The organism is Candidatus Bathyarchaeota archaeon, assembly GCA_026014685.1.
Classification (GTDB): Archaea; Thermoproteota; Bathyarchaeia; order Bathyarchaeales; family Bathycorpusculaceae; genus Bathycorpusculum.
Window position 1 is genome coordinate 1 of the sequence record JAOZHW010000001.1, and the last position, 14,543, is coordinate 14,543.

The window sequence follows — 14,543 nt, forward strand, 5'->3', positions numbered from 1 at the left end:
GATGGCTGCTTCTAAGCCTACCTCCCCGCTGTCTGAGGCTGACGACGCCCTTTGGTTTGACATTTAGCCAGCACTTGGGGACTTTAACCTCAGTCTGGGTTGTCCCCCTCTCGGTCCAGGAGCTTACCCCCTGTAACCCGCTTCCCAAGGTCTTAAGTGCGGGTGGATTCGTAGTTTGAAAGGAAAGTGGACCCTTTCGGATCCTTGTTTTCCAATCAGTGCTCTACCCCACCAGCTGCCTCGCTTGGGACTGGGCTCAGGCCCACTTCGGAAGGAACTAGCTATCACCAGACTAGATTGGTCTTTAGCCCCTAGCCCCAGGTCTGGGGAACAAATTGCACGTTAGAACCCTTTCGAACCTCCACTAGGCTTTCGCCTAGCTTCGTCCTGCCCAGGGCTAGATCGTCTGGTTTCTAGTATGTATAGACACGACTTCGGGCCCTTTCAGACCCTGCACCTGGCTCCTTGCGGAGTTGCGTGCTTGTTGGTTTCCCTTTGCTTACAAGTTTGACACTTTTAGGCTTGCCGTGGCTATAAACTCCCCGGCCCGTGTTTCGAGACGGAGCGCATGACCCTGATCCGCTTTCTTCGTACAGCTGCATCACTACAGTTTCCTTCAGAAAGCTTCGTATCTTCCGGGCCATGCACGTCTGTAACTGTCTGGTTTCAGGCACTTTTCACCCCCATTCCGGGGTACTTTTCAGTTTTCCGTCACCGTACTAGTGCGCTATCGGTCTTGAGGTATATTTAGTCTTGGAAGTTGGTGACTTCCAGCTTTCCACACCGAAGCCACGGTGTGGTAGTCTGGGACTCTCGCTCAACTCTTTCTGGTTTACGTTTAGGGGGCTATCACCCTCTATGGCGGGCCTTTTCAGACCACTTCAACTTTGCCAGCGAAGAGGAAGCAAGGCCCTTAACCCTACATCTCCCAAGCATTTCTGTTTGGGATTCGGTTTGGACTGTTCCCATTTCGCTCGCTGCTACTAAGGGAATCCCGTGTTGGTTTCTTTTCCTCCCCCTACTAAGATGCTTCCGTTCGGGGGGTTCCCGCTCCGTGAAGGAGCACCACTTGCGTGGTGAGAAGTCTCATTCGGGTATCCTCGGTTCTAAGGCTGCTTGCGCTTACCCGAGGCGGTATCGCGGCTTGCCGCGCCCTTCTTCGGTTCTCAAGCCGAGCCATCCTCCAGACAGCGTGGCATGTTACGGGCCAATGGTAGTGTCTGTTTGGCGTTTGATGAAATCACATATTGTCTCAAATTGATGTGTATTGGCGTCGTTGTATATGTTTGGCCTGTGCATGGTGTCATTTTGAGCGTCCAGTATGGATCCGCCCATTCACCGCTTCACTCCTCATCGTGTTATGGTGGGGAGTTGCATTTTTTGTTTGTGTAACCCATGTTACTGGGATTGCATAAGAAGCAGACTACGCGAATATAAGTGTTACGTTACACTTTACTCGGGTTGGTCGTCGGCGCTTAATTGGCTGCCGAAGTTGCTTCTCCTACACACGCACCCCGTTTTTGTTGGGGTTCGCCCCTAAATGTTAGGGAAATTATCAATTCTTCAAACCCTCATAAAAACCTGTCGCACCATATAGAACATCATTGTGGGGTTTTGTTTAAACTGGCACCTCAAAAAAGTGTCAAGTTTCTGTTTTATGGGCGATTAATTTGGATGTTGATATTTATTTCAAATTTAGATAGCTTTTTCATAAATGATAAGTATCGACAGCAACCATTTTCGGTTTAAAGGTGGTTTGATATATGATAAGCCAAATGCAATTAGCCAAACAAACTGTTGCAGTTGAGTTAAAGAATTTAGGTTACTCCACTAAAGAAGTAAACGGCTTCCAGAAAACAACCAAATGCCCAAGATGCGGCATGGACTTCTCGAACTTGCCGTTCAGTGGAAGGTGGCTTGCACACTTAGCCAACTGCAAAGCAAAACCAAAAGCTAAAAAAGTTAAAAAAATCAAGAAAACAAAAGCAAAGAAACCAGTAAAAGCGAAAAAAGCTAAAGGCAAACGCTAAACTTTTTTAGCATTCTGGATTGAAAGGGGGACCAAACTTTATTTTCTAAATTTAGTGTTAACTAAAGAAACAAGGCACAAAGCGTTTTCAGAACAGTTCTTTCTGCGCCTCTCTGAGCTAATTAAGACATTTAAATGCGCCTTTTCGAATTCGATTTTTTTCCTTAGTTGTTGTTACAGAAAATCCTCTATACACAAGAACTATCAGCAGTCTTAGCTGTGACTTCTGATTTTGGTTTCGGCTGGCTTTGGGGATTGCACGCTGGTTGTGGAGGATTGTGCAAGCAGTGCAACCTGTGACGAAGTCAACTGCGATTTTTCTACTATCACCCTCATATAAAGCCGCATACGTTTCCGTATCCTTACTTGCTGGAATCACGCGACGTCTCACCGAGTACCTCCCCTCCCTTATATAAAGAAGGTTGTTTTGAGCACTTACTCTTTACGGAGGATCCGCCTGCCCCGCTTTCGTGTCCTCGTCCCCGCTCCATAAGCAGGGACCGCTTCAGGCTAAAACGACTCACGAAGGGGGCACACCTAAAATAAACGCTAAAGAAGAACGGAAGGTGTGTTTAGTTTGGTGCAGAAAGTTAGGCTTAAGCGTCGAAGTCCTTGCCCACATGGCAGCGGCGACAAAATTTATCTCTTTTCTCTTGCTTGGCGCCCTAATTTCACATGTTTTATATACTTCTTGGTTGCAAACAAACTAGTGTAGGTGAGGCGCAGTTTTGGAGCCGAAGTCTAAGCGAGCCTTTGTTCTCTGCCTCTTAGGGTTTACTGTTTTGTTTTTTTCCTCGATGCAGGGTGTTTTAGCTCAAGAGACAGGCATGTTGATTGTTTATGTTGAGAGTCTTGGCGGCGACGCCACGTTTAGCTACACGGGTTCGCCTGGTTCGCTTGGCAATTTCCAGTTAGCGACTGACGGCGGAGGGGCAGCGCAAGTCTTCAACCTTACGGCGGGTACGTACTCAATAACGCAGAATGCGCTGCCAACCAACTGGGCGCTAAGCGAGGTGTTTTTGGACGGGACAGGCACGGGAACGGTCAACCAGCAGCAGGCTAAAGCCGCCTTCACCATATCCTCGGAGTTTGACGTGTACTATTTGAGGTTCACCAACTATGACCAAACAGTCATACCCGAGTATCCATCACAGGCAATGATTTTGGTCTTAATAGTTGCCACTTCAACAGTCGCGCTTTATTCGATAAGGAAGCACAAGAAAGCCGCTGCAGCCCCGTTTGCATTCCTTTGCTCAATCTGCCTTCTTGCCGCGTCAGTGGGAACGGCGGTGGCGAGTCCTGACAGGTACATCCAAATAGGCACAAGAAATGCTGATGAGCAGATTCAGTTTGGGGCTTCGGGCAGAGACGTGGTGGTGCAGCTTGGGTTTGGAGGAAACGACATCCAGTATGCCGAAACTAGTGGGGGGGACGACTGTATAGTTCAGAACGGGGGCGCAGGAGACGACGCTATGACTGCAGTCAGCGGCACTGGGGATGACTATATGTTGCAGGATGGCGGAGACGGCAACGACAAAATGTATGCTGAAGCTGGCAATGGGTTGAAAACTATTGTTGCGCGGGGAGGAGGAGGAAACGATATAATTGAACTCACGGGCGGACCTGGTGGAGGCTTGCTTAAGGTAAGCGGCGGTGACGGAAACGATTCAATCACGATACGCGGAGGGAAAGACAATGATTCAATAATAGTTGATGCCGATTTTGGAGACGACACAATTGAGTATATGGTGACTTTAGGTACAGATTCTGTTGATATTGATGGCGGGGCAGGCATCGACTTTTTGACGGCGTACAAGATGGGGCATCCGAACTTCTGTTTGCTTGACGGTGCAGGCAAGGTAATGTATGCGCTTGGCACAGGAGGCACATCCATAACCGTCATCAACGTCGAGCACGGCAAAGTAGTCGGCGACGCAGGAGAAACACTCTACCAATGGTGAGTTTTTAGCTAAAAATTGAACCCCGTTTGCCAAAATATGCAAAAACTGCAGTGTTGGGTTTTTGAACTCCATTGCGTGCGCTTAGCTCAATTTGCTAAGGAAATAGCCTAAAGGGGGGCTGTTGACCATTTAGTTTTTATCTATGTTCTAAGTTAAGCTCTATTACCCTACAGACTTGCAATTAAAACGTCAACACCTACACACCCAATAGAAAAACACGTTTAGAACAACTTTTCCATAAAGAAAAGAAGTCTAAAGCCCTAAATGATTAAGAATATACTTTTGGTCGTTTCTGTTTTCAGATAGTTTTGCGGTTTAATCGTTGATAAACACCTATGGGCTAAGGGCTGATTCAAAAGAGAGCAGAATAGTTGAAAAGTAACGAACCCTACTAGTACATAACGAAGAGAAATGAGATTAAGAACCCAATTCTTAATCACCCTTTTTGTTTTTGCTTCTGTTGTGGCAATCATCGTTTCCTCAGTAGCTGCTACGCACCTAAGATTAGGCGAATTACGCCAACATCAAGACATCGCAAGTAATGCAAAAATCAGAGCAAACAGCCTTGGATACATTTCAATCAACTATTTCCTCTACCAACACAACCTATCTGACTGGAGGGCAATGGTTTCAGTTTTCTACGATGACGTTTGCAGATTAAATTCAACTAGCCAAGAACAACAAACCCTTGTTGAAACAGTACTTTTAGATTTAATAGTCGCTAACGACACATTCAACGACGCTGTCACAACACTTCAACATACGCCTCTAAACAAAAGTTCAGGCATACCCATGTTTGAGGAACTATGGAACAAGATGGCTACTCAAACACAGCAATTAACTTTTGACGCTGAGCGGCTTTCAAACTGGCTGGACCACCAATCTAACGAGGTAAATTTGGCGAATCTGACGCTGATTGTGGTGTTGATTGCTTTGTTTGGCGCTTACTTTTTTCTCATTTATGGACTAGTTTTTAGGCGCACACTAAATGCGATAGCAATTCTTAGGTCAAAAACAAAAACTATTAGCCAAGGCAATCTAAACTACCCAGATTCAGAAAAGCACAGACGAGACGAAATTGGCGAATTATCCTCCGACGTTGCCGCGATGGTAAGAAACCTCAAGCAGACAACGGCGTCTAAAGAGGAACTTGAAAAAGAAGTTGCTGAAAGAAAAAAAGCTGAACAAGCTCTGCTGGAGGCGAAAGTTAAACTCCAAGATTATGCAGCTAATTTGGAAAAAATTGTTGAAGAGCGCACCAAAAAAATCTTGGAAAGCGAGCAAAGTTACCGCGAGTTGTATGAGAGTTTCGGTGAAGCTTTCGTTGCTATGGATTGGGAGTTAACGGTTATTCATTGGAATAAAGCTGCAGAGAGAGTGACACGAATTAAAGCTGAAGATGCATTGGGCAAGAAGATGTTTGATATTTTGCCTGAGATGATGTCGATTGATTTTACGCCGTATTATGAGTCTCTTCGGAATAAGCAACCTGCGCGGTTCATGATGAACACTGTAAGCAGAGAAACAGGTAAGGATGCAATTTTTGAAATTTCAACGTACCCCTCAACTCAGGGAATAATAATCATAATAGAAGACAAAACGGAAGAAGAGCAAACCAAGCGACTCTCCGCTATCGGCCAAACAGCGGGTATGGTTGGACATGACATCCGCAACCCGCTACAAGCCATAACCAGCGACCTCTATTTGATTAAAGAAGAACTTAACGAAATCCCCCAATGCAAACAACTTCAAGGCGTACAGGAAAGCCTCGCAACGATTGAGGAAAACGTCTTCTACATCAACAAAATAGTAAGTGATCTGCAAGATTACACTCGACCTTTATCGCCTGTTTTTCATGAAGTCAACATTAACACGTTACTCTCAAGCGTGGTCGGTATTAACTTTCCAAAGAATATTGAGACAACAGTGTCGGTTCCAGAAAACTTGATAGTTAAAACCGACGCCTCTTACCTCAAACGGATACTCAGCAACCTCGTAAACAACGCAGTGCAAGCTATGCCCAACGGGGGAAAACTGGACATACAAGCGGCAAAGAAAGGAAACACTTTAGTGATCAGCGTAAAAGATACAGGTGTTGGCATCCCTGATGAGCTTAGAGACAAAATTTTCACGCCGCTGTTTACAACTAAATCTAAGGGGCAAGGGTTAGGTTTAGCTGTGGTTAAACGGTTAGTTACTGGGTTGAAGGGCAAAATTTCCTACCAGAGCCAAGAGAGCAAAGGAACAACCTTCATAGTAGAACTACCGATTTAGTCTTTAATTTAATAAAAATAGATAGATTTCTAATTTTAACTTAGATTTCATAACGGTTTAATACATTTTTCACAAAACCTACAAGCAGTGATTGTATGCCACTACTACAATGGAACGATAATTTCTCAGTCGGCGTCGCAGAAATCGACGCTCAACACAAAAACCTCGTCTCATACCTAAACGACCTACACTTTGCCATGACACAGGGCAAAGGCAACTCCATCCTCAAATCGCTCTTGGACCGCCTTGTAGGATACACGCAGGTGCATTTTGCAACAGAAGAAAAATACATGAAACAATGGAACTACCCCGGATACGTCTACCACAAAGGAGAACATGAAGTATTCGTGAAGAAAGTTGCTGAATTCAAAACCAAATTTGAAGGCGGCCAAGCAGTGCTATCCATAGAGATATTATCTTTCCTAAAAGACTGGGTAGTAAAGCATATCCAAGGTACAGATAAAAAGTACGGTCCATTCTTCAACAAACACGGACTAAAATAAACTATTTCTAAACGCTCAAACTTCTTATTCTTTCTTGTTTCCTTTAAACTCGATTATAGGTTCCCAAAAGATCATTTATATAAAATAAAAAAATTGAGAAAGAAAAGTTTTGTCTTAACGCCACTTGTTGCTTTTTCTCTTGTGGATAATGCCCAATGCTACAGCGATAAGAGCAATTACCGCAGCGATAAGCACCACATAATCTGGGATTCCTGCAGGTGTCGGTGCTATGGTCGGGGCTGGTGTTGGCGTTGCAGTAGGCGGCGGTGTGACTTCTGGCGGTGTTGGGGTTGGTTCAATTGTGCTTGTTTGCGAAACCGTTATGTTACATTGGTATGTGGGTGGCCGCTGGGTAAAGGTTAGCTGGGTTCCCTGTTGCGGAGAAACAAAGATTATAGTAACTATGTGGGTACTAAAGTGGGTCGAATATGTAATGTAATAGTTTTCGTCGTCTTGGGTGTATGATTGGTTCTCTGCTAAGGCGCCGTCAATGTAAACCTGCGGTGTGGTTCCATAGGGTATTGCTGTTTTTGGCAATGTTATGGTGCCAATGCCTTCTGTTCCGCTTGGACCAGTTACAATGAAAGCTATGGTTGTGGTGGCATTGTCTTCGTATGGAGTTATTGTCATGTTGGCCATTTGTTGCGCTGTAATGTTACCGCCTAACGTTATTAGGTAGGTTTGGTTATCGGATGTTTTGGTTGCGATTATGGTGTTTGTTTTTTCAAAGGTGGCAGTTATGATCTTGTCGCTGTCCATAGTGATTGTTACTGGATTATCAGTGCCTGTTAAGTCTCCGTTCCATCCGCTGAAGACCCAGCCTGATCCAGCTACAGGCGTAAGCTGAACTGATGCGCCATAAGTGTAGGAGTCTTGAGCGGGATTTATAGTTACATTGCAGCCTTCGCCGACTGTGTTGACTGTTAGGGCGTACTGGTTTTGGGTAAATGCGATTTTTTGTGATACATCGCCGTCTGCAACTGTGACTGTTCCAGAATTAGTTGTGGTTGAGTAGCCTGCTGGTGTCGTTACTGTATAGTTGTAGGTGCCGTCGGCGTAGCCGCTGAAGATAATAGTGTCAGTGGTTGAATTCTGAGTTGTTCCATCGAAGGTTACGCTCCAGTTGGTGCCTAAAGCTAGACCTGATTCAGTGAAAACCACATTGTAGGTTTTTGGACTTAAACTTGTGAAGACAACGGGTATAGCAATGTCGCTGTCGGAGACATCTAATGTTTCACTTAGGCTGACGCTTGTGTAGCCTTCGGGCGGCGTTATAGTATAGCTAAATTGTCCTTGCTTGCAAGTTACGAAGGTTATTACATTAACTGGCGATGTTTGAGTTATACCATCAAATGTTACGCTCCAACTGTCGCCTTCTTTGAGGCCTTCCGCAGTGAAGACTATTTTGGAGTTATCTGCGAAAGCGTAGACACAGCCATCACGTGCAGTCGCATACAGTACGCCGTCAGCATAAACGGGGGCGCAATTGATGCGGCCTCCTGTTTGGTAGGTCCAAATAAGTTCTCCTTCCGTGTCTTTGGGGTTGGCATTAAGTGCATAAACATAGCCGGAGTTGGCTGTTGCATAGACTGCTCCATCAGCAACTATGACAGGGGACCGGAAGTAGTCATCCGAGGAGTAAGCCCATAACAGTTCGCCTTCTGGGTTTTCAGTGTTGGCTGCTAACGCGTAGATATAGCCGTTGTCTGATGTAGCATAAACTACTCCGTCAGCGACTGTGGGTGTATCATAGAAGTAATCGTCGGTGTAGTAGCTCCATATGACTTCGCCCTCTGGGTTCTGGGTTGTAGCATTGAATGCGTAAACATAGCCATCCTCTGTGCATACATAGACCACTCCATCAACAACTACCGGTGCACAATAAATAGCGCTGTAGGTATCGAATGCCCATAAGCATACGCCGTCTGAGTTCTCAGTAGTGACTGCCAGAGCGTATACAGAGCCGCCTTCGGTGGACACATAAACTACTCCACCATCGACAGCGGGAGAGCCATCCATGTAATCATTTGTTTGGTATGCCCACAGCGGTTCGCCACTTTGGGCATTGAGTGCATGAACATATCCGTCGTCTGTGGCGAAGTATACCGCTCCGTCAACAGCTGTTGGATTAGAGTATACATAACCATCTGCTACAAAATTCCATAACAGTTCGCCTTCTTCACTGGAGGGATTTGCATTAAATGCGTAGACAGAACCGTAATAGGAAGCAACATAAACCACTCCGTCAACGACGACAGGAGCCAATTCTAGGTCATCTTCTGTATTATAGCTCCAGACTACTTTACCGTTTGCATTAATAGTAGTTGCGTTAAGCGCATAAACATAGCCACCCTCTGTGCAGACATAGACAACTCCGTCAACAACAACTGGGGAAGAGTATATGCAGTCATTAGTGCTAAAGCTCCAAATCGGCATATCAGTAGTTGCATTGATTGCATAAACAACGCCGTCGTCATTAACGGTGTATACAACGCCGTTTACTATTGTCGGTGTTCTATAAATGGAGGCACCTGTGTCGAAAGACCAGAGAAGTTTATTTGTAGTTGGCGCATGTGCATCTTGTCCGGGCAAAATGTAAATGGGCGAAGGAATAAAAACTGCTTGAAGAGTATGGTCGCCATCAAATTGAATAGTGATGCTTCGGCTACTGGAGTATTCTTCCCCGTCAAGTAGCCAGTATGAAAAGATGTAGCCGCTTTGAGCTTTTGCATAGACTTCATAGGTTGAGTCTGGAGGTAATGCAACCGTTGTTCCGTCAACTATTCCATCGGTGTCAGAGCTGTAGATATGCCCGTTGTTTGAAGTTTCAATGGTTAAACTGTATGTAATGGACTTGAATGCCGCTATGAGGGTATGATCAGTATCCATAACGACTGATATGGTGCTTCTTGTGTAGTTTACGTCATCGAGAATCCAGTTGTAGAATTCTCCGCCGTTTACCGGTGTCTGGCTAACCTCGATTGTGGTGTCTGGGATTTCGCAGTATACTCCAGCGTTTGGTTCTGTCGAACCGCTCCCTGTGACTATTATGTCGAGAATGGCAGGATTGGCTGGATTCACGAGCGGGTAATAATCGATGTTTGGAGCGCTATTTTCAAGGATATAGGGTGTGTCCCAAATTCCCGAATCTTCTGTCGCCTCTGGATACCTTGTTAGATAATCGCTCCAATAGTTGCCTTGCCCGCTATAGTTCCAATCGTTTGTGTAGATATTGTTCTCAAAGGCAACCTGTTGATTGTTGTCGATAAAGTTGTTCGCGTAAATTCTAAATCCGCTGCAGTCATACAAGTCGAGTCCTTGGGTATTGTTCTGAAGAGTATTACCAGCTATGACGTTAGTAGTGTATGTGTAATCCGCCATAATTCCTGCAGAAGTTCCACCTTCCAAATGGGTATCTCTTATTGTGTTTCTTACAACTGCGTTGTTTGAACCAGCCACGTCAAAGATGAAGCCGTAGACTCCACCCGTTATTTGGTTATCAATTGCTCGGTTGTTGCTTGCCCCGTTAGCGAATTTTATGCCAAGGGTGCCAACGGTCACTATATTATTGAAGATGGTGTTGTCGCTGCAGATAGAATCAGAACCTTCTACGTATATGCCAGAAAAGCAGTCTATTACTTGGTTCTCTCTGACGGTATTATTATTTGAGTTAAGCTGAACAAGAATACCGCTATTTATCGAGTTTAGAGAAATACTTTCTATGGTGTTTTCTTTTATGATATTGTTTGAAGCTTGAACAAGGTTTATGCCTAGCTGAAATCCGCCTCTAATTACTGTATTTTTTACTGTTACACTGTTTACTGAGGCGAGGTATATTCCATATGTTGAACCGCTTCCTGTAATGGTATGATTCGAACCGTCGAATATTATGTTGCTTCTTTGGATGTTTATTGATCCATAGAAATCTTGGGTTAATGTGTAGGTTACCTGATCGCTTGTGGAAATCACATCTGAAGACGGGATTATGCTTCCGTCCGGATTTATAGTTACGTTTATTGGGGCGTCTGCTTTAGCTCCGTTAATTATGAAGGGCATGGGTAAACTAGACAAAAGTATAGCTAATATCAGTAAGCTAATTGGTTTTTTGTTCATCTTTTAGACACCATTAATGTTAAATTTACCTTCCCTATCTACAATTTTGCGATATAAGATCTATGAAGGCTAAATTTATGCAAACGATGCTAAAATCCAAACACCACTATGACATTATAAAGAAAAAAAATAACACAAGTACTGACTAACTTGTTTAAGCTTAGAAAATTGCTTTTTGAGTGAAATAGGCATAATTATTTCCAATCAATGTATTCAAAATTAGCCTCGGAAGGGCCACTAGATAACACAGTAACTTTTATTTGGGTAAAGTTTTATGTGTTGTGTGTTCTGGGCAAAGTCTGGGTGCCTCGATAGCTCAGCCCAGTAGAGCGGCTGCCTTGTAAGCAGCAGGCCGCGGGAGCAAGGCCCGCTCGAGGCTCTCAAAAATCCAACAACAAAGCCGTGGATATCAGCGGTTTCTTCTGTTTTTAAAATTAAGCGCTCTTTCTCGGCAATGTAACCATATGACGAGGTAAAAAGATACAGAGGAGGGTACCGAAATTACCTTGTAAACAGCAAGTCGCTATTTCTTTTTAGACTGGCGCTTCGTCTTCGTCCCCTTTCGCTGCAAGCTTGGCCTTAATTGCCTTCGTGTCAGTAATTGCCAGCGTATACTTGCGGGCTTGGGTCGAGACGATTTCGTTCTCAAAAAGTTTACGTAGAGAACGGAAAACCTTCTTTGAGGATTCTCCAGTTTTGTCAGATATTTCTTGGAGAGTTAATTCTTTGCCTTCTGCTTGGAGGGTTGCTACCACTTTTTCATCGACTTTGTTGAGTTTAGCCATAGATACCACTGGATTAGTTTATTGGTTTGCTATGGTGAAGTTAGCTTTTGTATTTTGCGGTAAACCACGAACGCATTTGATGCAACTAATCATTAAAGTCAACAAAATTAGCGAGTGCGACTCCATTTGCCGTGGCAGAATGGTATGTAATCGCAGTTTGCGCAGGATCCTTTAACCCCAATTTCACAGGTACCTTCAGTTTGCTCTTTAGCCATTTTGCACCTTCTCCTTGAAGGCTGTTTTATGGTTTAGTAATATAAGCCGAATTCCCAATTAGGAATATATCAAAAAACGGAATATAACTTAAAAACTGAACCACTCAGCTGTCGGCGACTTTGGTTGACTTCTTTTCCGGAGCCACTTTCAACCCATGATACTCATACATTATGCGCAACGCGTCACGTATGGCTTCGTTGCGACTGTTGTAGACGCCTTTGTCGATAAGCGTGTTTAGTAGGTCGAGGTAGCGTTTGGTTAATCGGATGGTTATGCGTTCCCGTTTATTTTCTTCAGACATTTTTTCACCAATAATAGTTTCCTGCGGCAGTCAACATATAAGTGCTTGTCAGACAAACAGACACCGCACAACAACTAATATGCGACCAGCAACCCCGATATTCAAAAAACGAATAAAAAGTTATCGGCGACTAAACGCCCACTCGACCCATAAGCACACGAAAACCACTTTCCCGCGCCAAAACCTCACAATTCCCAAACACCGCCACAAACGCCTCAGGCAACGCCTTAGCTCCGATTTTACTGCGAATAACCATCTGAAAACTCCCCCCAGCTGCCAAAACCCCCGCCGCCCCCGCAATAACCCCTTTCACAGTGTCCATCCCGGCGCTCACAGGCGGATTAGACAAAACACAGTCAAACCGCATATCAGCCACTGGTTCATAGAGGTAACCGTAGCGGACTTCAGCGTTACGGATTCTATTATTCACCACGTTCTGCCGTGCAAGACGCACCGCACGCATGTTCACATCCGTCATGACCACACGCAAGTTCGGGTTGGACGCTGCCGCCGCGATTCCTACCGCGCCGTAACCGCAGCCGATGTCAAGCACGCTACCTTTCTCTGGGAGAACCATAGCGTCAATCAACACATGGGTACCCAAATCTACCTTTTTCTTAGAAAACACACTAGAAGAAGTCAAAAACTCAAAGCTACGCCCCCGCAGCTTAGCGCGAACTAACCCGAAGCGGTCATCACATTTAGGAACAGAAGAAAAATAGTGCTCCACAGGTTTACTTTTCTTGCTCATCGCCGCCGCCTGACTTCCAGACTTTGGGGTAAACGTTTCGAGGCATAAGCACACGCGCCAACGTCGCCACCACCCCATGACGCAAATCAAGCATTTCCTGCGTCGAAACCTGAGCGCGACCCAACGCAACCGCTTCACCCTTAAGCGTGAAAATGGCGACTATGTTGCTCTTTTCTATGCCGCTGTCAACTTGGCAAACACCTGGCGCCGTCAAATTTGCACCATGACAGAGGGCATCCACTGCAGAGTCGCGGACCACGATTTTGGGAAGCTGCATAAGCGCGGTTTCCATGGGTTCGATGAATCGGCAAAGGTAGCTTTGGTCTTTGGTACGTTCGTACTCGCCAAACCAGTAAGCAACATCGTGAAGTGTGACACATTTGGCGCTGGTTTCTTGGAAGGGCCCAGCACGGGTTCTGCGAAGCTCCTGCATGTGACCGCCCACGCCGAGGATTTCGCCTATGTCGAAGCAGAGTTTACGGATGTAGGTTCCTCCTTCACAGCCAACCTTGAAGAGCACGTTTCGACCGTCCCTTTCGAGGTAGTCAATATAGTAGATGCGTCTTGTACGCAACTGCCGCTTCACTGAGGAACGCAGGGGCGGGCGCTGATAGATTTCGTCCTCAAACATGCTCAGAACATGCCGAATCGACGGTTCATCCACGTCGCCATGCAGCTTAAGCACACAGATGTATTCTTTACCGCTGTAGAGCAACGCCTGCACCATCTTCGTGGCCTCCTCCAAAGTAACAGGCAAAACGCCTGTGACATTAGGATCCAAAGTGCCACCGTGACCGATGGTTTCGAGTTTAAGGATCTTTTTAGTCCATGCGGCGACTTCGTGGCTTGTGGGGCCTGCGGGTTTGTCGAGGTTTATGGTGCCGAATTTTATGAATTGCTTAGCGGGGCGTTCGCTGGGTTTGCAGCCGTATTTTGGGTCCGTGTGGTCTTCGGCTTTGGTTAGCAGTTCACGTTTGGTTTCCCATGGTGGAAGCGTTCGGGGCATAGAATGCTGTATCTCCAATTAGAGGTAAGAAAAAGAGTACGAGGTATTAAACTTTAAAACGGCTAGTGATGATGCGTCATTTCTGCGGTTTTACCTGCAGCGTCCAATGCAGCGGCGACTTCGTCGTCTGATGCGCCCCGTTTAACCTCGATTTTGTCTTCTAGGGGCATAAGATGGTTTATGTTGGCGCGTCTGCGTTTTAGGCCTGTGACTTTTTTGGGGCCTGTGACTAATACGTAGCTTTTGTCCATGACGTCGATGATGACGCATTTGGTGCAGCATTCGCGGCCGCCTTGCTTGACGCATATTCTGCCGACTTCAATAGCTGGCATATCAATTTGTCTCCTGATAGAGGACACTACTACTGCAAACCGTAAATATAAGCATAACACAGAACCCGACAAGATTTAGGGTTTTTTAGTAGTAGTTTTTGCAGAAAACCCCTTATACTCAACAACAACCAACGGGTTGCGCCAGCGGCATAACAAAAACGCCTATACTTTTCCCACCCATGATTCAGGCGAGTAAAAAATCTCCGAAGGTGCAGTAAACTTTACAAGAACCAAATCACAAATATTACTATAAATTAAAGTAAGGGTAACTA

At 45.3% G+C, this 14,543-nt stretch carries 10 protein-coding genes, 1 tRNA gene and 1 rRNA gene; 5 read left to right on the forward strand and 7 right to left on the reverse strand.

Translation table 11 applies throughout. The features are described from left to right. Nucleotides 1-1,208 (reverse strand): 23S ribosomal RNA (locus NWE96_00005); the annotation flags it as partial. 555 nt (nt 1,209-1,763) lie between these two features. Between NWE96_00005 and NWE96_00010 the strand changes: the two genes are divergently transcribed. From NWE96_00010 to NWE96_00025, 4 genes are all read left to right on the forward strand, one after another. Next, nucleotides 1,764-2,030, forward strand: a complete 267-nt coding sequence (locus tag NWE96_00010; protein ID MCW3982360.1) for a hypothetical protein — start codon at nt 1,764-1,766, stop codon at nt 2,028-2,030. Between the two features lie 727 nt (nt 2,031-2,757). Then, complete coding sequence (locus tag NWE96_00015; protein MCW3982361.1) at nt 2,758-3,990, forward strand: hypothetical protein; 1,233 nt, start codon at nt 2,758-2,760, stop codon at nt 3,988-3,990. A 411-nt stretch (nt 3,991-4,401) separates the two neighbouring features. Then, entirely contained in the window at nt 4,402-6,264 is a 1,863-nt protein-coding gene (locus tag NWE96_00020; GenBank protein MCW3982362.1) for an ATP-binding protein, read from the forward strand. A gap of 95 nt (nt 6,265-6,359) precedes the next feature. Beyond that, entirely contained in the window at nt 6,360-6,767 is a 408-nt protein-coding gene (locus NWE96_00025) for a bacteriohemerythrin (GenBank protein MCW3982363.1), read from the forward strand. A 114-nt stretch (nt 6,768-6,881) separates the two neighbouring features. On the opposite strand, the gene NWE96_00030 is transcribed toward NWE96_00025, so the two are convergent. Further along, the gene (locus NWE96_00030; protein ID MCW3982364.1) at nt 6,882-10,880 is read right to left on the reverse strand and encodes a PQQ-binding-like beta-propeller repeat protein; all 3,999 of its coding nucleotides are present in this window, start codon (nt 10,878-10,880) and stop codon (nt 6,882-6,884) included. 305 nt (nt 10,881-11,185) lie between these two features. Between NWE96_00030 and NWE96_00035 the strand changes: the two genes are divergently transcribed. After that, a tRNA-Thr gene (locus NWE96_00035) sits at nt 11,186-11,259 on the forward strand. 154 nt (nt 11,260-11,413) lie between these two features. Here NWE96_00035 and NWE96_00040 read toward each other — a convergent pair. From NWE96_00040 to NWE96_00060, 5 genes are all read right to left on the reverse strand, one after another. Next, the gene (locus NWE96_00040) at nt 11,414-11,665 is read right to left on the reverse strand and encodes a hypothetical protein (GenBank protein MCW3982365.1); all 252 of its coding nucleotides are present in this window, start codon (nt 11,663-11,665) and stop codon (nt 11,414-11,416) included. Between the two features lie 319 nt (nt 11,666-11,984). Next, nucleotides 11,985-12,182, reverse strand: a complete 198-nt coding sequence (locus tag NWE96_00045) for a ribbon-helix-helix domain-containing protein (protein MCW3982366.1) — start codon at nt 12,180-12,182, stop codon at nt 11,985-11,987. Nucleotides 12,183-12,312: 130 nt separating this feature from the next. Further along, a complete protein-coding gene (locus tag NWE96_00050; GenBank protein MCW3982367.1) occupies nt 12,313-12,933 on the reverse strand; it encodes a methyltransferase in 621 nt (206 codons plus the stop codon). Then, complete coding sequence (locus NWE96_00055; protein MCW3982368.1) at nt 12,917-13,939, reverse strand: RNA-guided pseudouridylation complex pseudouridine synthase subunit Cbf5; 1,023 nt, start codon at nt 13,937-13,939, stop codon at nt 12,917-12,919. Before NWE96_00055 ends, NWE96_00050 begins: the two co-directional genes overlap by 17 nt. A 62-nt stretch (nt 13,940-14,001) precedes the next feature. Next, nucleotides 14,002-14,271: a 50S ribosomal protein L14e gene (locus tag NWE96_00060; protein MCW3982369.1), complete on the reverse strand. Its 270-nt coding sequence runs from the start codon at nt 14,269-14,271 to the stop codon at nt 14,002-14,004. Between the last annotated feature and the right edge of the window lie 272 nt (nt 14,272-14,543).